Here is a 19,604-nt window from a genome sequence, read left to right as displayed (position 1 = left end):
GGATTGTTCTTGCTACATATACCGCTTCATGGGTAGGGCCAATTTCAGCAAATATTTGCGGTCAACATGCCGATCCCCGATTTCTAAAGAGATACAAAGCTCATACGTACCCGCTTTCTCTTTCGCATACTTGCATAGTTCCATGGTTGAAGCTATAAAAGCGTTTATATTATGTTGTTTATTTTCTTCTCCTTCAAATTTCCCCGTCACGATGTGCATGATTTTTGCATCCATTTCATAGCAATGGTCAATCAGCATTTGACACTTTTTAATTGAGTTGTTTCTTATAGCCGGGTCTAAGGAGCTTAGATCAATGTGTAATTCTCGAAACGCATCTCCGCCATTAAAAATCGTTTCCACACCACTGTACTGCATATACTTTTTAGCGAGATCCCTTGTCTCTTTATCGGCGATATACGAGACTTCCACTGCCGTAAAAAAGGGGTCTTCCAGTATAGTCAGCAGACTTGAAACCATCTGTTCTGGCTTGCTTTGTGGAAAGGGAAACAGCTTCGGCAGGACAATCCCGATGCTCGCCATTTTTTCCAGTTGATCCATCATACGATTTTACCTGACTCGATAAGTGCTGGCAGTTCTTTCACAGTATCAAGAACATGTGTATGATAATACTTGCCCCATACTTCAATTGGTGTCGATCCTTGGGTTACACCAATAACCGCTTTACAACCTGCGTTATAGCCTTCGAGCATGTCTGCTGGCGTATCGCCAATTTTAATCACATTTCTCACATTTTGAACGTTTAAATATTCCATGGCTTTGAAAATCATAAATGGCGCTGGGCGTCCTTTTCCCTCCGGAACCATATCAAGATCTACCGCATAATCAATCAAACCATCCTTCACCCAGCCAAGTGACTCCATAATAACGCTGTTGATTTCTTTATGAAACCCTGTGCCTGTCGCTACTTTAATGCCATTTTCTTTGCACCATTTAAGCGTTTCCGTTGCTCCCTCAATTTCTCGGCAATTCTCCTGATAATAAGCAATCATATATTCGGTATATCGATCATAGAGTTTGACAGCCTCATCTTGAGTTGAGTTGTCGATATCTACTTCAAAATTTTTAAAATCGATAAAGTTCCCTTTTGTTCTCGCAATTAAAAATTGATACAAATGAATCTTGTTTGTTCCCATATGGTTGCTGATTTCATCTTTTGTAACGTTTAATCCGTAATCCACAGCTGCTTTATAAAGACAATCCCTAACTCCGTTATTATCCTCTACAAGGGTACCAGCTAAATCGAATACAGCTAATTCAATATTATATTTCATTATAAAACTCTCCATTTCTGTTATATGTGGGGTGAAACTACTTGCTGCTCTGTGCAGCAGTTCATTATTTATGTCGTTTACTGTTTCAGAATTTTGTCTAGCTCTTTCTGCGCTTTGTTTTTCGCCCCTTTTAATGCTTTTTCCGCAGGGATATTTTCAATAAGTACTTTGTCTTTCGCTAATTCGATTTCAGCATAAATTTTACCACCGGTCGGATCAACAAAAGGTGCAATACCATTTGTTTTTATCTGTTGCAAAGGAACTGATAAGTTTGGGTTTTCCTTTAATTTATTTTGGAAAATTTCCGTGTTTTCAGCGCTTTCTCGAATTGGAATATATCCCGTTTCTACTGCCCAGTAAGCTGTTTTATCTGCCTCCGAGAAGAACTTTACAAATTCCCAAGCACCCTGCTGTTGTTCTTTAGGAGAATCTTTGAACAAGTTAAACATGACAGAAGTAGCGACTGGTCTCGGTTTGCTTCCGTTAAATCCTTTTTGCATTCCTGTTGCTATTTTATTGAAATCTAAGTCTCCTCCATCACCTGAAGACCCCGTATATCCCGCTGATTTCCCATTCATTACATTGTCAATCGTTTTATACCACCATTCCCAGCCATTTCCGCCATAAACAGTGTCCATTATTTTGTCCTCATGAATCCACTTTCTAATATTATCCCATGCATAAATCCATTCATCGGAATCGATTGTAACGGTTTTACCGTCTTCACTGACGATATCCCCACCAGCTGAACGGGCATAATCAATCATATGTTCTGAATACCACATAATCGACCAACCAGTAATTCCTTCTTTTTCTTTAATAAGCTTGGCTGCTTCCGCTAATTCCTCGAAGCTTTCCAAAGCATTATAATCAATATTGTATTTATCAAAGATATCTTTTCTGTAATACATCATTTGTGAAGAAACAAATGCCGGCACACCCAAGGTTACATTATTGTACAATCCTTGCTCCAAAAGAAGAACGTCGTCTTTTTTATATTCTGGTTGATTAATTTGATCTTCTAAGGAAAGTAAAACATCACTTTTTGCCAACTTCATAAATTCCGGATAGCGGTTAATTGCTAAAGCAGGAGGTTTACTAGCTGCAAGTGAAGCTTGCAGTGCTTGTAACGTCTCAGTGTAGTCCCCTTGGACAATCGGTACGACTTCATATTTGTCATTACTTTTGTTAAAATCTTCGATGATTTTTTCCATCGTTTCTCCGAGTTTACCGCCAAGACCATAATAGAATTCAAGTTTAATTTTTTCCTTATCGGACGCTACACTTGCATTTGTATCTTTGGAAGCCTTGTTCGAGCAACCCATTAATGCTGTCAATATAAGTGCAAAGCACATGAGAGACAGAAGTACCTTTTTAATCCTGCTTTTACGTTTTTCCACTGTTGTTTCCTCCCAATTAATTATTGTTTTAGTCTCATGCTTCCAACATAACTTTTCATAATTATCGGAATATAGTCGATTCGCATCACCACCTCATCTTATTTATTAACATAGAGATTAGCCATTGAATGGATAATTCTTTTACTAAAAATAGCCAACAGCAGCAACATTGGCACTAGTGAAACTGCGCAGGCAGCCATTGCCAAAGGAAAATCCATTCCATAACCTGCTTGACTCATAAATAACCTTCTCAAACCAATTGTGACAAACATGTTTTCTTCTGACTTGATTAACAGTGAAGGCCACATATAATTGTTGTAGCTATAAATAAATGTGATTAATACCAATGAAGCAATTGCATTTTTGCAATAAGGAATATACACGGTGAAAATAAGCCTTAAATGCCCTGCTCCATCCAATTTAGCTGCATGCACCACATCCTTAGGCACCTGAATAAAAGCTTGCCGCAAGAAAAATATGGCAAAGATACTGATACTTTCACTGAAGATATAACCCATATGCGTATCCAGTAAATTCACTTCAGACAGCAAAATAAAGGAGGGGATGTACGTTATAGCTGATGGCAACATATACGTCGCCAATATTAGTGCAAAGCAAAACTTCACCCATCTTTTCTGAAACGTCGCGAATACATACGCTGCAAGTATTGCTGAACCGATTTGAATCACGATGATAATTAGACTCACATAGATACTGTTCCACAGATAAAGCAGTATATTGGTATCGGTAAATAATCTCATGTAGTTGTCAAAGTGAAAGGTTGTAGGAAAAAATTTTCCGCTGTATATTTCACTTTTTGGTTTAATAGAAATCATGAACATCCAGATGAACGGAAAGATCATCGTTATGCTTAATAAAATTAATGCTGTATAATTTATACCAACTTTTAATTTTGCCAAGTTCAAATCCCCACCTCATTTCTTAAACAAGTATTTAGATAAAAAGAAGTTAATCGCGCTAATCAGCAGACAAAGCAGAAGGAAAATTATCGCCAATGCCGAAGCAGATCCCGTTTCATACCACTCGAAAGCTAACACGTAGAAATAATATAAAATTGTTGAAGTTGCACCTGAAGGTCCACCTTGCGTCAAAATGTAAATCTGATCATAGGCTTTAAGCGAGTTTAAAGTATAAAAAATGAATAAAAATACAAGGATAGGCGAGATTGCTGGCAATGTAATTTTTATTAATTTTCGCAATCCTTTTCCACCATCTAAATCATTGGCTTTCTCCACCTCTGGATCTAATTTTGCCATTGCCGAGGTTAGCAACAATATACCAAGACCTAAATATTGCCAAATAGTGACGATAATGACTACTGCCATTGCGGTGGTTTGACCTCCCAACCACTTAACTGGCTCTACACCTACTTCTTTTAGAATTGCATTAACAATGCCTGAATCTGTATCAAATATACTGACCCATACCATTGAAACGACCACAGTTGGTGTGATCCATGATGAAAAAGCGGAAGCGACAAAAAAAGTACGAAACGCTTTAATCTTACTTAACGGTATAGCTACAAGTAATCCAATTAGGATTGGCGGAAGCACTGTAAAAACTGTAAATACAAGTGTATTCATCAAAACTTTCACAAAAAAGGAATCACCCATTATATTTTTATAATTCTCTAGCATTACATAATCATAGGTAGGTGAAATGTAATCCCAATTTGTAAAGCTAATGTGAAATGTTTTTATCATTGGATAAATCCAAAAAATAATTAAGGGAATAAGTATTGGCAACAACAGTGCAAGCGACCATAGATTGTCTTTCCCATTTTTAATGTTGATTGGCCTAGCCATCTATGCATGCCCCCTAATCAGTTCATTGATGTTTTTACCATCACATTGGTGTGAGATTTTAAACAACCTAGCTAAAGTAGGTGCAATGTTCTCGATATGCGTTTGTTCAATTATTTTGCTATCCTCGATTTGATGACCGATACACACCATAAATCCATTCATTTCATCCACATTGGACTGATGATAACCATGCAAGCTTTTCAAATTCTTGTACTTCGGTTGTTCTGGAGGAACAATGTCTTCACCGCATACCGTATTGTTCATATCTAAAATACCAACTGGCTGATATTCAGAACTAGAGTGACTTGCTAGCTGATGAAAATGATTCACTTGTGGAAATTGGCTAAAAACTCCATAATTTCTTTGTTATGCTGATGTTCCAACAAGCTATAAAATAACAACGCTCCACTTCCGTCGCCGACGAATCGTATTTCTTTGTTGTACAAATTCTGCCGCCAACGACTTTGCGCTAAAACCTCATTTGGATAAAAGAATGATTGAACGTCGCTTTGACCATGATCAGAAAAGATAATCAAGTTGTATGGTTGTTGCAACTTTCGCAACAACTGATCAATTTGGCCAATATGTTCAATTAGTCGACCTAGGCAATCAACTGCCTCCTTCGAGTCCTTCCCGTATAGATGGGAAAGTGCATCATATCCGACAAACCTTGCAGCGATAAAGTCGTATGCTTCTGATTCAATGGTCTGTAATATCTCACGCAATGATGTGTTATCGATGTTTTCCACTGAAGCGTTTCCTTGCAACTTTTTTTTGCTGCTGGATTCTGTAACTAAATGATGGATATAAGAATTTCCCGTTGTTAGCGGCCAATGGATACAGCAGCTTTTCAATGCGTTTTTGGCAAGTGAATAAAACAACGTCTGTTTATGTAGTGTTTCATTACAAATGATGTCGTGATCTCCGTACAGCTCTATTCTTTCCATCGTTTTAGAATGGGTGACAATATTATCCACCACCAAATGTTTGGGATGATGGTTCCCCGTTATCGCCGTCGCATGAGCATTAAAAGTAACGGATGGAAACGTTGTAATCAGTTTTTTACAGTATGAAAATCCGTTATTGATAAAATTCTGTGAATAACGTGCAAAGATTTCATGACTTACACCATCTAATGAGATAAGAATATTCATTGCGGGCTCCTTAAGTTTTTTTGTGTATTTTTGTCGAACATATGGACCTGTTTTGCATACATTCCTACGTTCAACTTCTGACCCTGCGTATAAGTTTCAGTAAAGCTTTTTTCACTATAAAATTGAAGGATTGATATGTTAGATGTAACAACACATCCGTACCAATAATTTCAGTAAACAGCACCTCCATTTCTAAGGTATTGTTCTTATCTTCTGAAATGAAGCAATGTTCAGTATAATACCCGCTACAACCTCCGTGTGGCTTTTTAATACTTCTATTGGCAAATTTGTCTCCAGCAACACTCCATCTATATCTACATAGACTTGTCCATTTCGGTCTATCAGAAATGCATTTAAATAATTGATAGGCGGTGAGCTAATAAAATTCGCCACGAACATATCCACTGGACTATCAATTATTTCCATAGGTGTTCCAATCTGCCTAAACTTTCCTTCTGCAATAATGGCGATTCGATCTCCAAGGGTAACGGCCTACACTTGATCATGCGTGACATAGACAAACGTAGAATTTAGTCTCTCATGAAGCTTTTTAATTTCAATTCTCATTTCATTTCGTAACTTCGCATCCAGATTGGATAACGGCTCATCCATTAAGAAGACTTTTGGTTCTTTAACTATGGCTCGTCCAATTGCAACCCGCTGTTTTTGCCCACCCGATAATTGACTCGGAAATCGTTTCAACAATGGCGTTATTTGTAAAATATCTGCTGCCGCCTTGATTCGTTTTTCTCTCTCCGCCTTTTTTACCTTTTTTATCTTCAAACCGTAAGCCATGTTCTCAAATACCGTCATATGCGGATAAAGCGCGTAATTTTGAAAAACCATCGCTACTCCTCTATCCTTAGGCTCCAATTCATTTACACAAACATCCCCAATATACACTTCACCTTGCGTAATTTCTTCAATACCGGCAATCATACGTAGCAAAGTGGACTTACCACACCCTGACGGACCTAGCAGTACCAGAAACTCTTTATCTTTGATATCAAGATTAATATTATCGAGCGTGGATTTTTCACTTGTATATTGTTTTGACAAAGACTTCAACGTAATACTCGACATTCTTAAAATTCCCCCATTTATATTATTGTTGATCCGTTATAGCTACTTCGAAGTGATGATTCCACTAATCTCTGGTAAAATCTTGTCTATTGCATGTACGCCAGAAGATATTGATATAAGGAACGCAACCAAATATCGCCGACAGAATTCTGTAAGATAATGTAAATACATCACCTGATCATTTCACTCTAACTATCAACATTATTTATTTTGTTGTTCAATTTTCTTTGTACATTTGATAAAATTATCCTAAATAAGGTTAAAACCTTTGTTTGTACAAAATTTATTGTACACTCAATATAAACTTTATGTGTTAACTGGATATTAATCGCTTGTTAATTTAAAAATGTTTTTTGTAAATCAATTGTATGAGTTTAGCAAAATGATGAAGGAGTGTTTACATGGAACAGAAACCAACCAAGGATTGTGCAGGAGTGTCGCAGAGTCGTAACGAATTACGCGCTCAGGTCATCGAGGCTATCGCGCAGACGATGGATTTGTATGGCGCTAATCATTCATTCGGTAAGCTATATGGCATTATGTTTTTCGAGGATAAACCGATGACACTTGAGGACATGAAAGACTATATGAACATGAGTAAGAGCAACATGAGCTATGCCATCCGATCGCTGATGGATTCTAGAATGGTCACCAAGTTGGAAGAGAAAAAGGAACGAAAAGATCAATATGTGGCGGAGACCGATTTTTTCCAAACATTTCGTGTCTTCTTTACACTGAAACTCCAGCGGGAAATCGATATCATGCTTGGGGCAATCAACCAGGTGATTCCCGAGCTATCTGAAATTGCACTTGCGGAGGGTACCCCCGATGCCGAAAGACAGGAATGCTTGCGTGACCTACATAAGTTACGACACGGTGTATCGTATTACACTTGGCTTCAGAATTTCGTGAATCGACTTCGAGACGGAGATTTTTTAGATTTGCAATAGTGAGCGCTAGGCTATTTAGAAGCGAGTGACTGGGCTACGCAAAAGCAACTTTTCAAAGGCGTAACAGCGGTAGGGAAAATCCACGCCTTCTACGATGAAAAAGGGAATCGAATCCCTGTATAAAATAAAGAGGTAGTCGAATAGATTCGACTACCTCTTTATTATTTAAGTAACTTTGTACAAATGAAAAAAATTCAGAACCATTCTCAAGAATGTATTGCTTCATCATTTTAGGACTCTCAATAATGCCAATGATGTTTCTTTCATAGTCTACGATTATTGTATAGGATACTTCTGGATTCGCTGAATAAAAGTAAATAAAAGCATCCTCATTAAAAGCTGGTCTATTAGGAATTATTTTCTTTTTCATAAAGAGACTATCTAGTATCGAAATAAAACGCTCTGTTTCCTCTTGATCAAGATAATATGGTTGTCTCATATCTGAAATTAAAACATTATTGATGCTCGCAATATCCAATGCCGGTACAGCCTCATCAAAAGTAATTAGTGGTCTAGTGGAATACCATATTAGCCAAATCACAACTACAATCAACAAAAACCATATTTTTTTATTGCGAATATTCATCATCCTCCTAACCCATTTTCCTTTTTTAATTATATCAAAACACTAGTATTCCATTAAAATAAAATCCGAATCCACACCAACTCCTGGTCTATCAACATATAAAATCCATATCAAAATTGTACGGGGTGTGCTATGGTAAATTATCGAAACAAATATATCGAAGGTGGAAAAGTATGTTAGAAGTTAGTGAAAGTAAATTAGCTCAATATGTTGTACATTATGTAAGCGATACCCTTGTCTATGGAGAGGAAGCATTTTCTCAACCTGAAGTTATGCTGGAAGCAGCATTTACACAATTAGCATTTAATAAACTCGACTTTGAGCAGCAATATGAATTTTTTCATGAAACAGCTATCGGCTTAAATGAAGTGTATACGTATGTAAAAGCTATTTTTGATGAGGACGCTAGTTTTCTAGAACAATCCAAGCATATCGCTAGCCACTTACATAGTGCATCTGGGCATCCGAATATTAAAAGTGGCGAGTTGTTTATTGGCTTATTTGACAATTGTTTTCTGTCTACAGAGCCAAAGAAAGTTATTGCCATTGTCAAAATTGAAGAAAAAGAAATGTTTTTAGATATAAAAAATGAACAAAATAAAATGACTGTTAATGGCATCGACGGCATTAACGTTAAGAAAATGAATAATATGGCTGTCATCGTTGATATGGGAGCTGATGAAGCGCCAGTTGTCTTTATGAAAACGAAGAAAAAAGAAGATGTCGTGTACTGGCAAGAACGTTTTTTAAAAATTAAAGTAGCTGATGAACATTACCATAAAACAAACTTGGCATTAACAGAATGTAAGAAGTATATTTTGAAAGAAGATCGTTTTACCAATACCGAGAAGTTAGGCTTGCTAAATAAAACGCTCGATTATTTCCACAGTGAAGAACAATTTCAAGTCAACGATTATATTGAAACTGTATTCGATGCAGCCGATTCAACGCAAAAAGACATTATCGTCAATTCAGTCAAGCCCTATGAAACCGTGATTTCCGAAAGTGCCCTTGCTAAAGCTGAAAAAAGTTATAAACGTAAAATTAAATTGGATTCCGCGATTGAAATTCAAGTGAACGTCCGTGATATCGAGCAACTGGAAGAGCTTATTGAGGTAGGCTTTGATGAGGAAACAAATCGAAAATTTTATAAAATCTACTTTAATGAAGAAATATAGTCCTACGTAATAAAAATAGTGTTAGATTGATTGCGTTCAATCTAACACTATCGCCTTAAAGATAGGTGAAATCGCCAGTAAAACCATACCAGCAAAATTATTGCAATGGAATCTTTACTTCAATATCTTCCCCAATCGGGTTATAGTAATAGTTGAAAAATATTTTAGCTTTACCATTATATTGATCAAAGGACTCTGTTGAATAGAGATACTCATCATCATCTGAAAATGTGCCGCCTTTATATGCTAATGTCGTGCCATCTGCTTTTAAACCACTTCTATAAAATATATGTCGTATACGACCATCCCAATTTTTTGCAGCCGTTTTTAAACTTTGTTGCTCTACAGAAATATCCCAATCTAAAAAATCAGGTTTTGAGAGTACTTCTTGTCTACCAAAATCAACTTCGATAAAGTCCTCCCCCTTTGGAACAGCTTGAACAGCGCCTATCAACACCGTTAATGACTGTGGATTATCAAAATAATTACTTTGCAAATAGAGCGTATATTTGCCGTCCCGAATATCTCCGTTCATTGAATGACTACTACGAATGCTTTCTCTACGCTCACCACTTTCCGTTACGACTGCAATATCATCAAGTGCTAATATTTGCATTGTATTTGCTTTGTCTACTTCAATGTCAAGTGCCAATTTTAGTGGGGTACGGCGAATTTTTGTAATAGTAAACTTTTGACCTTCGACTTCAACAGTACGATTAGCAATAAAAACTTTTTCCTCCGCGATTTCGTTTTGTAAGGAAAACGGTATCGTCATTTCAATTTCCCCTTGATTCTTATCTTTAAAACGAAATACGGCTGTAAAGTCCCGTGAAGTATAGGCCTTTGGCTTAGAAAAACTATATTCCACTGAAGATGAAATAAATGCTTGATTTCCCCCACCCATCGTAAATGAACAACCACATTTAATTTCATCGTCTCCTTGGAACAATTGGACTTCCTCCAGATTTAATTCAAATGAAGCATCCGCATCATAGTAAAGGACAAAACCTGACTGATCTGCTATCACGCCTTGTAATGTAAGAGATAGACCATCTTTCGTCTGCGTCTTATTAATTTCTTCATAATATTTATGCTCCACAATATCTTTTATCCCTTTATCTCTTACTACCGCTGATACAATGGCGTCCAAGCCAGGTATTTTTGCAACATAGCTAGCAACAGTTGGCGAAACGCGAATAGAAAGTAATAGACTTAAGCAACACAAAAATACGATTGCTACAGAAGCCATACGCTTCTTTGTTCTTTTTTCTCTCTGTACTTTGCGCAATACATCCATTCGAATTTGTTGAAGTTGCTCCTTTGGCACATCAATTGGTGGTTTTTTCATAGCCAGTCCTCCTTTTCTCTTGCGAAGTTTCTAAGCTTCTTTAGAATGTGATGAAGTTTAGACTTTACAGTACCTTCTGGAATTTGATTGAGCTCGGCAATTTCCTTGTTTTTAAGCTGTTGAAAATATTTCATATAGACGATTTGTTGCTCTGACAAGGTTAATTGCGCTAATAATCTCTCAATATCTGAGTAAATGGCCCATTCAAATACATGATATTCTTCGATCTGAACGGTTTGTTGACGTTTTCGCAAATGGTCTTTACAGCAATTGATTAAGACGCGCACGAGCCATGTTCTGGCATATTCGGGTTGTTGAACGGTATGCATTTTTTTAAGCGCCTTATAAACTAGCTCTTGCATCACGTCTAAAGCGTCTTGCTCATTTTTCATATATGTAAAGGCCATGCGATATAAAATTTCTTCGTCCACTTCAATAAGAGAAAGTATCGCTTGATGATCTCCACGTATGGCACGCTTTGTTATTTCGAATTCCATTCTTTTCGCCTCCTTCCTCCATTAGACTGTAAAATACTTTATTTCGTTCAAAAATGATTTAATCTAACAAAAAAACCTTCAAATTCTTAATGAATCTGAAAGTTTTTGAATAAATATTTAAAATTAGTTAATCTTGGAAGCTTGTTAAAATGCCATCTTCAAAATAAAGGTATTGACCATTTCCATAAACCCATTGTTCATAAGACCCGTATACTGTTACGGTTCTATTAATATCAATTGGTTCACCCCATAAAGATGCTTTTACTTCGTCATAGGTCATTCCTAAAGTAGGATTCATCCCTCTAGCAGCTTCAATTTTTTCGTCTCTTACTCTCGCCTCTTCCTTTCTTAGAATCATCGTATTTAAATTTCGCTGATATTCACTTTCAATATAGTTCCAATCGGTTTTCGTTATAGGTCCGAATGATAAAGGACTTTTATAAGATGTATTCGTTACCCCTGCAATAATTTCATCTTTCATTCTTCCATAATATTCAGGATCAACAGCAAGTGCTAAAGCTCCAGAAGCCTTGTACGAATTTTGGTCAGTTTGTAAATAAAGAGCATAATTATACATTGCTAAAAATTCATCATTATCATGAAGTCCTTTTTCATTATCATACACTTCTTGAACCTTTTGAAAATCCTTGTTTCTAACTGCTTGTTCCATTTCATCTAGCACTAACTCTTTACCTTGTTTCGAAAACTTCTCCATTTTAATCCAATTCTCACGACTGACCGCTGACCTAATTCTGTAATACTTCGAACTTATAAAAGTATAATTATTTTCACTTATCAATTGGTCCACAAATTTTATACTAAATTCATCTACTTTATCAGTTTCCGATTCAGGTAAATCTAAAGTTTCCAATTTCACCAAAAGATCCTCATATTTCTTTTCCTTTAAAAGCGTTTCTAATGCAAGGATTTCAGATTCTGCCCTTATTTCATTTTCTTCCTTAACAGTTTTTTCACTATTACAACCTGATAATAGTAAACTGAAGCCCAATACTAATACTAAATGTTTAATCTTTATCAATCAGTACACTCCCTTACTATGTTCTTTTTATGTATTCATAAATCGCCATTATAAATCTATTTTGGTAATCTATAACAAAGTCTATTTTATATTTTCATATAATTACAATCAACCTATTTAGTGATTAATTGAAAGGAAGCTATCCATTCTACCCTATCAATAAACAAAAATGGACCTCACGAAAGTGAAGCCCATTAATCAACTCATGGCTTAGAAATATACTTAATAGCTTGTTAAAAATACTTTACCGTTCGTCTTTTTAGTAGCTTCAACAGCGTCAATTGCCTTTGTTAAATCTGATAAGTCATAGGTGGAATCGACCTGCATCAGGCGCAATTTTTTGTCATTGATGAGCCTAGTCACATGAGTGTTTCTTGCCATTTGCTCACGGATACATTTTTATTCCAATTCCTTAAATGAAACATATTCGCATTCAATTGTGCGCCATTTACAATATGTGCCCAATTGACTTGAATTCCTGATAGTAGACCTATCGTTAAGAAGTGCCCATTAGGATGGACACATGTAGCTAATTCATTGCCATCAGAGCCTCCAATCGAATCAATTGCTGCATTTGCACCTATTCCATTTGTCAATTCCATAACGGTTTCATAAAGACCACTTCTAGAAGTATCTATTACATCAGAAGCTCCTAGATGAAGTAATTTCTCTGTATGCTTATTATTTCTTGTCACGCCAATCAATCGAAAACCTATTATTTTAGAAAATTGAGCAAAAATGTGTCCAATAGCTGAACCACAAGCATTCACCAATAAAACATCATTTGCTTTTAATTTTAAAACTTCTGTACAAACTACCCACGCAGTAACTGGATTGATATACATTTGAGCAGCTGTAAAATCATCTATTAAATCAGGTACAGGAACGCTAAATTCTGCTGATGTTTTAACAAATTCTTGCCATGTTCCTTCTCCACGTAAAGGTAACACACGTTTACCAATAAGATTCTTCGAAACAGAAGAACCTACATTCTCAATAATTCCAACTCCTTCATAACCTGGAATGTTGGGCAATGCTATACGATGAGCATACGATCCTCTAATCGGAATTAAATCAGAGGGATTAATTGGTCTTACTAGCATTCTTACAAGCACTTCATTATCCTTAGGTGGTTCAATCGTTTTATACTCGAGTTTTAATACCTCTTTAGGGCTACCAAATTCATTGAAATGAATATATTTCGCATCCATCTTATCATGCTCCTTATTAGTACTAGAGTAATTGAAGTATAGCATTATATGATGTATTACTTCGTCAACAGTATATTGATCTTCATCACAGATGGTATAATTTAACTGACTAGTAGTCAAATTTTGTTTAGGAGGTTGATAGGATGATAAACAAACGAAATGGGCACTTAAAAAACTAGGGGATTACGACTAAGTAACCAATCTTTTAGCGTCTCCCCACATTTTGAAAGGGGAAAATTATTTGAAGCAACTATTATTAATCATCGACGCACAACAAGCATTGATTGATGGAAATCAAGAAACAGGTCAAATTTTCAGTAAAGAGAAGCTTATTATTACTATTAATAAAGTAATTAACAAAGCAATAGCAGCAACAGTTCCAGTTATTTTTGTAAGGGATCTTGATGTAGCTGAAGGACAGGGAGATGGATTTCAAATTCACAATGAAATTACTGTACCTACTGAAGCAAAGATCTTTGATAAATCTGCAACAAATTCTTTTTATGGGACAGGACTGCTTGAACATTTAACAACACAGCATATTGAACATATTGTTATGATGGGCTGTGAAACACAGCACTGTATAGATAGTGCTGTTAGAACAGCAACAATCAGTGGTTTTGATGTAACGTTAGTCGAGGATGGGCATTCAACATTGGGCAATGCTGTTTTAAGTTCCGAACAAATTATACAGCATCATAATACTACCCTGCACGGTCATTATAATGTTGACCACTTTTCTATTGTTAGAAATTCCGAGGAAGATTTATTTCGTCCCACTCATAATTCTTATCGGGATAGTTAAAATTAGTCATTCAATGAAGAGAGCCGGCAATATAGCACAAAGGACTTGCATGTATTTATGTGCAAGTCCTTTATGTGGTATGTTATTTCGACTGTTGGAAAGTCAACTTTTATTGTCATTCGTGCACACAGCCGCCATTTCAGAACTTTATAGTACAAACGTTTTTTAAAGCTTTTTTGTGTAATAATATCGCTTACCTGTTAGTGGATAATGGGTGAGTACAAATTCTTCTTTATAGCCAAGCTTCACGTAAAAATCAGGTGCCTGAAAACTAAACGTATTTAAAAATGCATATTTACAACCTCTATCTCTAGCAATCTTCTCAGCCTTATCCATCAGTTCCGTACCAATATGCTGTCCACGAAGTTCTTCACTTACCCATAAATACTCAACTTCTAGCCAATTTCCATGTGTCTCTCCAATTAACCCTGCAACTCTAGTTCCTTTTTCATCTTCTACAAAAATTCCAATATCTTTTACTACCTTTTCTTCAAGATTTGAAAGATTGTATTTTAATAACGCTTGAAAAATATGCGCTTTCTCCTCGTTAGTAACATTTTCACATTCAATATATTTCATTTTTCTGCCTCCTCTATTGCTTTATTAATTATTGAAAGAAGATACCTCTTTTTTAAAATACGCTTGCTTTTTTGTCCCCGTTACAGCTTTCCAAGCCAATAACCCTAAGAACAAGAAGAACATCGCACCAATTAAGCCGACAGGTCGAATCGAAGTGAATTCAGCGGCTAAACCTATTACAATCGTTACGGCTACAATAATACTTGCTTCAATAACACGAAAGAGGCTTTCAAACCTTCCCATTATCTTTACAGGTACATGATTTTGGTAAAAAGTTAGATAGCCTGTATTTGCAAATGTTACGGCAAAGCCTATTAAAAATACACCTGGTACTGCACTAAAAAAACCGCTAGCACTATAAAATACTAGATATCCAATTGAGGTGAAAATAGTACCGACACCTATTAAATGATTCACCGCAAGATGCTTTGTAAATATAGAATTAATGATAGACCCGATGATAATGCCAGCTCCAAAAATACTTAGTAAATACCCATAATTAGTATCTGAAATTGACAGTACACCTTTAGCGAATGCTGCCTCTAGAGAATCGATTGCAGTCATAAATATCGTAGTACCACTAAATAATAAATAAATTTTGGTGATATAAGCATTTTCCTTTGTAAAATTAACAACTACATGACAATCTTTTTTTATTAATTCCCATGAAAATCTTTGTATTTTTGTTTCTTTATCTCTTACATCAACATTAGGTAGCATCATGATAAGAAGTGCCGAAAAAAGTAATGCAATTGCATTTATATGAATGGCAGTATACGGTGTGCCCAGCCAAAATAATATACCCGCAATAGCAGGCCTTATTAATGAACCACAAGAATTGATAAAACTACGTAGTGCATTAAAACGTTGCCGATCTTTTACAGGGATTAGTTTCGTCATATACACCATCGATGTAGGCTGAAATATAGCACTGCCCACATTTATGATAAATGCTACTCCATAGACATAAATAAGCGAAGGTAAAAAGGAATTACCGCAATACATAATGCCCGGAACATGTCCAATCCCATCATAAGTAGCCGCGTATTTACCCGATCAATTAAGCTACCTGCCCAAGTATTTGAAAAAATCGTTGCGATTGGACCGAGGATATATAATAAAGCAATGGCAAGTGGGGAACCTGTTTCATTCAATAAGATTAAATTAAGTGCAATCAGATAAACCCACGCACCCACATTTGAAATGCCTATCCCCCTAATAGCATTAAAGGATACTTCCATCTGGACATTATCACCACTCCTATTTTATTTTTAATAAAACAAAATAAAAAACTCACCCCCAAGATAGTATCTTGGGGGCGAGTCATATCGCGGTGCCACCCCAGTTCGTTTCTACATTGCTGTAGCAACCTTATCGAGTACGGCATTTTTCAAAATCGTGCGATACTCTATCCCGTTAACGTGAGAATACGTTGCATCATCATTGTGTCAACAAATAAATCCAATGCACAGCTCAAAGGCTTGTTTCAACATATTTCGTATCCCTCCTTTTCAGCTCCCAGAGGTCTCTGTAGATCGTACGTATGTTTACTCTTCTTTTCATAGCTTTTCATATGTAATTTTGTAAATCTTATACTATTTTAAATTAAATTTCAATACTAAAAGAAATTGACTATTTTTTTCATGTCTAATATAACACACTAATGAGGGTTGATTATCCATATGCGTCTCGTCACTTTTAAAACTATACTTTCATAATTGACATCCAATTGACAACTACTTTTAATTTTTTGATAAAAAATTTAAGCCAAAACACCTGATCGTTTGTCTAATAGACGTACAACGAAAACGAAAGGAGGAAATACGATGAAACTTGAACGTTTAGTAAAGAAAGCACAAAAAGGAAATGATAAAGCCTATGTAATGCTTTTCCAACAGTACGAAGCAGATATTTATCGAATGGCTTTTGTCTATGTAAAAAATAAAGAAGATGCATTAGATCTTGTTCAAGAAGTGGCATATCAGTCTTTTAAAAAAATCAGTACATTGAAAAAGCCAGAATTTTTCAAGACATGGCTAATGAAAATAACGATTAATTGTGCCTTAAACTTAATTAATAAAAATAAAAAAGTAATTCCGCTAAATTCAAACTTGGACAAGATTATGAGGACGGAAGATGAAGATATTGCACTGACGTTATCTTTAAATAAGCTAATTGACACTTTACAAGAGGATGAAAAAAGTGTCATTTTACTAAAATATTATGATGATCGGACATTAAAGGAGATTTCCGAGATATTAGATATCCCACTAGGAACCGCAAAGTCTGTCCTATACCGCGCTCTAGATAAGCTTCGTCAAAATTTTAAGGAGGTAGATAGCTATGCATAATCATCTTAAACAAGAGCTTTCACAAATTGACATCCCTGCTGAAATCCACGAAAGAAGTAAATTGGGCATTAAAAAAGCAAAATCTGAAAAAGGTGGTAAATTGAATCGTTTTGTTAAGAAACGATTAGCTATCGCTGTGATTTCCGCTTCGTTAATGATTCCAACAGGCGTATTTGCTTATCAAGCATTACTTGCCGATGAATTATATGGTTCTTTTGATAATCTAAAAAAACATGTTGCAAATGTGACAATGGAAAGTTACTTATTATTCAATGCAAAACTCGATCAAGCAAAAGGTGACTTAGGAAAAGAAGAGTATGAACAATTTAAAGAATTATTAAATGTCTTTACAAGTGCCAAAATTGAATATGGCAACCACAATGGCAACATCGATTATTCTCAAATTCCCGTAGAGCCATTAGAGGAGATTAAAGCCGCTATGTATGAAGTGCAACCATACTTTGACAAATTGAACGGCCTACCATCAAGTAAAGACGTTTTAACGGCTGAAGAATATGAACAATATATACAAGCCCTCATGACCTATGAAACGACGATGGCACAACTAGGTGTTTCTAGTGTTCCAGACGTCGAGACAATGCCTAAAGAAATGCAACAGCAATTCATCGACGCTCAAACTTACTTACAATATGTAAATGACAAGCAGGTTGAAGTGAAAATTGACGCGGGAATTGAATGATAACAAGAAAACAGCTTGGGAGTAGAATATACCAAGCTGTTTTTCTTGTCCCTCCTAATCGGAGCCGATGAGGCAACACTTCCACGTTATGTTTCGTCATACTTTTAGTAGTACGCTACAATTCCCTTAATAATGTATAAAAACAAATAATGTTAAAACTTATAGGTGCAAACGTAACGTCATAAAGTGTAAAATATCCACTATAATTAAGATATATAATGTTGCCCAACTAGTATTTGTCGGCGATGTCATAAGTATCTTTTCTTCGTGGTTTTTGACAAGTTGTGCTATATTCAAAGTGTCAGGAGTGAGTTGATGAAAAAGTTTTTAACAATTATCACAATAATTCTTGTTTTACTCGGAGCAGCTGGCTATGCCATGTGGCATTTTGGGACAAATATTGCTTCCGAAAAAATTATCGAAAAAGTGGGGTCTACTTTAGATGACGAAAATCTAGCAGAAGTAAAATCCTATATCGAGAACGATCCGAAAGTTCAAGAAATTGTAAGCAAGGCAGCAACTACAAATCCGGATACTCTCCCCTTCCAAACTAAGGAAGAAGCGATACGTGTGTTAATAACAAAAGTGGGCGTTAATCGTTTACTTGATATTCAGGAACAAGCGCAAAACGGTTCAATTAGTGAGGATGAAATATTATCCGAAATGGAAGGTAAACTATCTGAAGATGAAATTTCTGCTTTAAAATATGTTTTATATAAAGAATTGAATAAATAAAACGAGCCCTAAACGTTTAAATTGTCACAAGCAGTGATGCTAAGAAAACACAGCTATTGTTATTTCTTACACTAACGCCAACCACTCAAAAGTCTCACAGTAAAAAGTGGTTGTGGCAACCCATTGGTGCTGGTGGGTCTAATAATATGGACTCGATTCCTCTTTAGTGGAATCGAGTCTTTTTTTATAGACATTACCGCCAAGCACGACTAAATAATGGGTCCTCCAACAAATCCTCAAGACACCTGGCATTTATTTTTTTCATGCGCGTCCCCTTCTCACAGTTATAAACGACGACCTCCGCCATGCTATTTTATCACCTTCCTACTCATGCAACTCCGAAACGAACTAACCTAGCCCAATCATAAAAGGACAAAATTTGAAAATAAACTATATGAAAACAGGATTTTTAAAACTAGATATAATTACCAACAATAAATTGACAATTTAATTGCTTCGTTGTATGGTTAGTTACATAAGTAATGAACCAATTAACTAGGAGGTGGATTGTGATTTATTCGTTAAGCAATGAAAAACCAATCTTCCAGCAAATTCGTGAACGGGTTGAAGATGCCATTCTTGATGGGCAACTACAATCTGAAGATCGCATTCCATCAACCAATGAATTTGCCAAAGAGTATCAAATAAATCCTGCAACAGCAGGCAAGGGTGTGAACGAATTAGTGGAAAAAGGTGTCATTTATAAAAAACGAGGCGTAGGTATGTTTGTCAGTACAGAGGCACAAAAAATTTTAATTGCAGAACGTAAGGAAAACTTTTTTGCACAACATATTGAACCGTTAAAAAAAGAGGCGGTAAGATTAGGCATCTCTGACGAAGAATTACAAAATATGTTACAGAGGGGATAAT

At 35.9% G+C, this 19,604-nt stretch carries 22 protein-coding genes, 1 pseudogene and 1 other annotated feature; of the genes and pseudogenes, 7 read left to right on the top strand and 16 right to left on the bottom strand.

Annotated elements, in window-relative coordinates:
• Positions 1-12: 12 nt before the first annotated feature.
• From LO754_RS05545 to LO754_RS23850, 8 genes are all read right to left on the bottom strand, one after another.
• Positions 13-561, bottom strand: coding sequence for a TIM barrel protein (locus tag LO754_RS05545; protein WP_231785749.1), 549 nt, complete (start codon positions 559-561; stop codon positions 13-15).
• Positions 558-1,292 (bottom strand): HAD hydrolase-like protein, encoded by a 735-nt coding sequence (locus LO754_RS05540; protein ID WP_024361574.1) that lies wholly within the window; start codon positions 1,290-1,292, stop codon positions 558-560. The genes LO754_RS05545 and LO754_RS05540 overlap by 4 nt, the downstream gene beginning before the upstream one ends.
• A 77-nt stretch (positions 1,293-1,369) precedes the next feature.
• Positions 1,370-2,692: an ABC transporter substrate-binding protein gene (locus LO754_RS05535; RefSeq protein WP_231785748.1), complete on the bottom strand. Its 1,323-nt coding sequence runs from the start codon at positions 2,690-2,692 to the stop codon at positions 1,370-1,372.
• A 98-nt stretch (positions 2,693-2,790) separates the two neighbouring features.
• Entirely contained in the window at positions 2,791-3,612 is an 822-nt protein-coding gene (locus LO754_RS05530; RefSeq protein ID WP_231785747.1) for a carbohydrate ABC transporter permease, read from the bottom strand.
• 15 nt (positions 3,613-3,627) lie between these two features.
• Positions 3,628-4,518, bottom strand: a complete 891-nt coding sequence (locus LO754_RS05525; RefSeq protein WP_231785746.1) for a carbohydrate ABC transporter permease — start codon at positions 4,516-4,518, stop codon at positions 3,628-3,630.
• Positions 4,519-4,782 carry a hypothetical protein gene (locus LO754_RS05520; RefSeq protein ID WP_231785745.1) on the bottom strand — a complete coding sequence of 88 codons (264 nt, stop codon included), beginning with the start codon at positions 4,780-4,782 and terminating at the stop codon, positions 4,519-4,521.
• A 62-nt stretch (positions 4,783-4,844) separates the two neighbouring features.
• On the bottom strand, positions 4,845-5,672 hold the full coding sequence (locus LO754_RS05515; protein WP_231785744.1) for an alkaline phosphatase family protein: 828 nt from the start codon (positions 5,670-5,672) through the stop codon (positions 4,845-4,847).
• Between the two features lie 492 nt (positions 5,673-6,164).
• Positions 6,165-6,755, bottom strand: coding sequence for an ATP-binding cassette domain-containing protein (locus tag LO754_RS23850; protein WP_231785743.1), 591 nt, complete (start codon positions 6,753-6,755; stop codon positions 6,165-6,167).
• A gap of 401 nt (positions 6,756-7,156) precedes the next feature.
• Between LO754_RS23850 and LO754_RS05505 the strand changes: the two genes are divergently transcribed.
• Complete coding sequence (locus LO754_RS05505) at positions 7,157-7,705, top strand: GbsR/MarR family transcriptional regulator (RefSeq protein ID WP_024361580.1); 549 nt, start codon at positions 7,157-7,159, stop codon at positions 7,703-7,705.
• 52 nt (positions 7,706-7,757) lie between these two features.
• Here the strand turns inward: LO754_RS05505 and LO754_RS05500 are convergent, their stop codons facing one another.
• Positions 7,758-8,294 (bottom strand): hypothetical protein, encoded by a 537-nt coding sequence (locus LO754_RS05500; RefSeq protein WP_231785742.1) that lies wholly within the window; start codon positions 8,292-8,294, stop codon positions 7,758-7,760.
• A 170-nt stretch (positions 8,295-8,464) separates the two neighbouring features.
• Between LO754_RS05500 and LO754_RS05495 the strand changes: the two genes are divergently transcribed.
• Positions 8,465-9,469, top strand: a complete 1,005-nt coding sequence (locus tag LO754_RS05495; RefSeq protein WP_108029552.1) for a nucleoid-associated protein — start codon at positions 8,465-8,467, stop codon at positions 9,467-9,469.
• A gap of 97 nt (positions 9,470-9,566) precedes the next feature.
• Here the strand turns inward: LO754_RS05495 and LO754_RS05490 are convergent, their stop codons facing one another.
• From LO754_RS05490 to LO754_RS05475, 4 genes and pseudogenes are all read right to left on the bottom strand, one after another.
• Positions 9,567-10,817, bottom strand: a complete 1,251-nt coding sequence (locus LO754_RS05490; protein ID WP_231785741.1) for a DUF4179 domain-containing protein — start codon at positions 10,815-10,817, stop codon at positions 9,567-9,569.
• On the bottom strand, positions 10,814-11,314 hold the full coding sequence (locus tag LO754_RS05485; protein ID WP_024361590.1) for a sigma-70 family RNA polymerase sigma factor: 501 nt from the start codon (positions 11,312-11,314) through the stop codon (positions 10,814-10,816). Before LO754_RS05485 ends, LO754_RS05490 begins: the two co-directional genes overlap by 4 nt.
• Before the next feature lie 127 nt (positions 11,315-11,441).
• Complete coding sequence (locus tag LO754_RS05480; protein ID WP_231785740.1) at positions 11,442-12,353, bottom strand: hypothetical protein; 912 nt, start codon at positions 12,351-12,353, stop codon at positions 11,442-11,444.
• A gap of 222 nt (positions 12,354-12,575) precedes the next feature.
• Positions 12,576-13,564: pseudogene (locus tag LO754_RS05475) on the bottom strand (zinc-dependent alcohol dehydrogenase family protein).
• Positions 13,565-13,805: 241 nt separating this feature from the next.
• On the opposite strand from LO754_RS05475, the gene LO754_RS05470 reads away from it, so the two are divergent.
• Positions 13,806-14,369 (top strand): cysteine hydrolase family protein, encoded by a 564-nt coding sequence (locus LO754_RS05470; protein ID WP_024361593.1) that lies wholly within the window; start codon positions 13,806-13,808, stop codon positions 14,367-14,369.
• 165 nt (positions 14,370-14,534) lie between these two features.
• Here the strand turns inward: LO754_RS05470 and LO754_RS05465 are convergent, their stop codons facing one another.
• The 3 genes from LO754_RS05465 to LO754_RS05455 are packed head-to-tail and all read right to left on the bottom strand — an operon-like array spanning position 14,535 to position 16,189.
• Positions 14,535-14,948: a GNAT family N-acetyltransferase gene (locus LO754_RS05465; RefSeq protein ID WP_024361594.1), complete on the bottom strand. Its 414-nt coding sequence runs from the start codon at positions 14,946-14,948 to the stop codon at positions 14,535-14,537.
• A 24-nt stretch (positions 14,949-14,972) separates the two neighbouring features.
• On the bottom strand, positions 14,973-15,953 hold the full coding sequence (locus tag LO754_RS05460) for an MFS transporter (RefSeq protein WP_231785739.1): 981 nt from the start codon (positions 15,951-15,953) through the stop codon (positions 14,973-14,975).
• Positions 15,902-16,189 carry an MFS transporter gene (locus LO754_RS05455; protein WP_231785738.1) on the bottom strand — a complete coding sequence of 96 codons (288 nt, stop codon included), beginning with the start codon at positions 16,187-16,189 and terminating at the stop codon, positions 15,902-15,904. The genes LO754_RS05460 and LO754_RS05455 overlap by 52 nt, the downstream gene beginning before the upstream one ends.
• 70 nt (positions 16,190-16,259) lie before the next feature.
• Positions 16,260-16,520 (bottom strand) — a binding site (T-box leader).
• Between the two features lie 254 nt (positions 16,521-16,774).
• Here LO754_RS05455 and LO754_RS05450 point away from each other — a divergent pair.
• From LO754_RS05450 to LO754_RS05435, 4 genes are all read left to right on the top strand, one after another.
• Entirely contained in the window at positions 16,775-17,299 is a 525-nt protein-coding gene (locus LO754_RS05450; RefSeq protein ID WP_024361596.1) for a sigma-70 family RNA polymerase sigma factor, read from the top strand.
• Positions 17,292-17,999 (top strand): DUF3600 domain-containing protein, encoded by a 708-nt coding sequence (locus LO754_RS05445; protein WP_231785737.1) that lies wholly within the window; start codon positions 17,292-17,294, stop codon positions 17,997-17,999. Before LO754_RS05450 ends, LO754_RS05445 begins: the two co-directional genes overlap by 8 nt.
• A 315-nt stretch (positions 18,000-18,314) precedes the next feature.
• The gene (locus tag LO754_RS05440; RefSeq protein ID WP_231785736.1) at positions 18,315-18,734 is read left to right on the top strand and encodes a hypothetical protein; all 420 of its coding nucleotides are present in this window, start codon (positions 18,315-18,317) and stop codon (positions 18,732-18,734) included.
• 509 nt (positions 18,735-19,243) lie between these two features.
• On the top strand, positions 19,244-19,603 hold the full coding sequence (locus tag LO754_RS05435; protein ID WP_231785735.1) for a GntR family transcriptional regulator: 360 nt from the start codon (positions 19,244-19,246) through the stop codon (positions 19,601-19,603).
• Position 19,604: the final 1 nt, after the last annotated feature.

The organism is Lysinibacillus sp. GJ-1 (genome assembly GCF_021166035.1).
Taxonomy (GTDB): Bacteria; Bacillota; Bacilli; order Bacillales_A; family Planococcaceae; genus Lysinibacillus; species Lysinibacillus sphaericus.
This window is presented reverse-complemented; position numbering and strand designations above follow the sequence as displayed.

What these genes read in the sequence shown, in the direction of transcription:
- LO754_RS05450 (WP_024361596.1), top strand. Translation starts at nt 16,775, where the DNA reads ATGAAACTTGAACGTTTAGTAAAGAAAGCACAAAAAGGAAATGATAAA.
- LO754_RS05520 (WP_231785745.1), bottom strand. Translation starts at nt 4,782, where the DNA reads ATGAACAATACGGTATGCGGTGAAGACATTGTTCCTCCAGAACAACCG.
- LO754_RS23850 (WP_231785743.1), bottom strand. Translation starts at nt 6,755, where the DNA reads ATGTCGAGTATTACGTTGAAGTCTTTGTCAAAACAATATACAAGTGAA.
- LO754_RS05495 (WP_108029552.1), top strand. Translation starts at nt 8,465, where the DNA reads ATGTTAGAAGTTAGTGAAAGTAAATTAGCTCAATATGTTGTACATTAT.
- LO754_RS05505 (WP_024361580.1), top strand. Translation starts at nt 7,157, where the DNA reads ATGGAACAGAAACCAACCAAGGATTGTGCAGGAGTGTCGCAGAGTCGT.
- LO754_RS05515 (WP_231785744.1), bottom strand. Translation starts at nt 5,672, where the DNA reads ATGAATATTCTTATCTCATTAGATGGTGTAAGTCATGAAATCTTTGCA.
- LO754_RS05440 (WP_231785736.1), top strand. Translation starts at nt 18,315, where the DNA reads ATGAAAAAGTTTTTAACAATTATCACAATAATTCTTGTTTTACTCGGA.
- LO754_RS05455 (WP_231785738.1), bottom strand. Translation starts at nt 16,189, where the DNA reads ATGGAAGTATCCTTTAATGCTATTAGGGGGATAGGCATTTCAAATGTG.
- LO754_RS05460 (WP_231785739.1), bottom strand. Translation starts at nt 15,953, where the DNA reads ATGTATTGCGGTAATTCCTTTTTACCTTCGCTTATTTATGTCTATGGA.
- LO754_RS05445 (WP_231785737.1), top strand. Translation starts at nt 17,292, where the DNA reads ATGCATAATCATCTTAAACAAGAGCTTTCACAAATTGACATCCCTGCT.
- LO754_RS05525 (WP_231785746.1), bottom strand. Translation starts at nt 4,518, where the DNA reads ATGGCTAGGCCAATCAACATTAAAAATGGGAAAGACAATCTATGGTCG.
- LO754_RS05500 (WP_231785742.1), bottom strand. Translation starts at nt 8,294, where the DNA reads ATGATGAATATTCGCAATAAAAAAATATGGTTTTTGTTGATTGTAGTT.
- LO754_RS05545 (WP_231785749.1), bottom strand. Translation starts at nt 561, where the DNA reads ATGATGGATCAACTGGAAAAAATGGCGAGCATCGGGATTGTCCTGCCG.
- LO754_RS05485 (WP_024361590.1), bottom strand. Translation starts at nt 11,314, where the DNA reads ATGGAATTCGAAATAACAAAGCGTGCCATACGTGGAGATCATCAAGCG.
- LO754_RS05465 (WP_024361594.1), bottom strand. Translation starts at nt 14,948, where the DNA reads ATGAAATATATTGAATGTGAAAATGTTACTAACGAGGAGAAAGCGCAT.
- LO754_RS05540 (WP_024361574.1), bottom strand. Translation starts at nt 1,292, where the DNA reads ATGAAATATAATATTGAATTAGCTGTATTCGATTTAGCTGGTACCCTT.
- LO754_RS05490 (WP_231785741.1), bottom strand. Translation starts at nt 10,817, where the DNA reads ATGAAAAAACCACCAATTGATGTGCCAAAGGAGCAACTTCAACAAATT.